This is a genomic window from Rhodopseudomonas sp. BR0C11, from assembly GCF_010820945.1.
Taxonomy (GTDB): Bacteria; Pseudomonadota; Alphaproteobacteria; order Rhizobiales; family Xanthobacteraceae; genus Rhodopseudomonas; species Rhodopseudomonas palustris_H.
The window spans coordinates 1-617 of sequence record NZ_QTKI01000804.1 but is presented as its reverse complement, the minus strand read 5'-3'; the positions used below and the strand labels follow the sequence as shown (position 1 = coordinate 617).

Annotated in this window: 1 protein-coding gene; it reads right to left on the bottom strand. The window is 68.1% G+C overall.

What is annotated here, in order from left to right; genetic code table 11:
- Positions 1-617, bottom strand: a 617-nt coding sequence (locus DYI24_RS27490; protein ID WP_164574554.1) for a pyridoxal-phosphate-dependent aminotransferase family protein, incomplete at both ends; no start/stop codon positions are given.

Here is a 617-nt window from a genome sequence, read left to right as displayed (position 1 = left end):
GGGGCGTGGACGGGGCCCTTGGGGGCAAGCCGGAACGCCTGGTTCGGCAATTCGCCGATGCCGACGCCGAGCACCACGCCGCATTTATCCTTGCAGTAGTGATGCAGTGCCGCGATGTCGTGCCCCTCGGCGGCCCGCACGGTGGTGACCGTGTCGGCGCGTTCGTCCGGGTGCTCGATGTTGAAGCCGAGCACGTTGCCTTCGGACCAAACGTCCACGGCCCGGCGCACCGCGCCGGCGAGCAGATGATGACGCCGGAAGGTGTTGTCGAGCCCTTCGGCAAACAGGATGTCGAGCGCCTTGCGCAGCGCGAACAACAGATGAACCGGGGCCGTGCCGGCGTATTTCTGGTAGTGCTCCGGCCCGTCGCGCTCGGTCCAGTCCCAATATGGCGTGCGCAGGCCGGCATGCTGGTGCGCGGCGCGGGCGCGGTCTCCGACCGCGACGAACGACAGACCGGGCGGCGACATCAGCCCCTTCTGCGACGCTGACATCGTGACGTCGATTCCCCAGGCATCCATCTCGAACGGCATGCAGCCGAGCGACGCCACCGCGTCGACCATGAACAGCGCCGGGTGGCCGGCAGCCTTGCTGGCCCGACCGATCGCATCGAAATC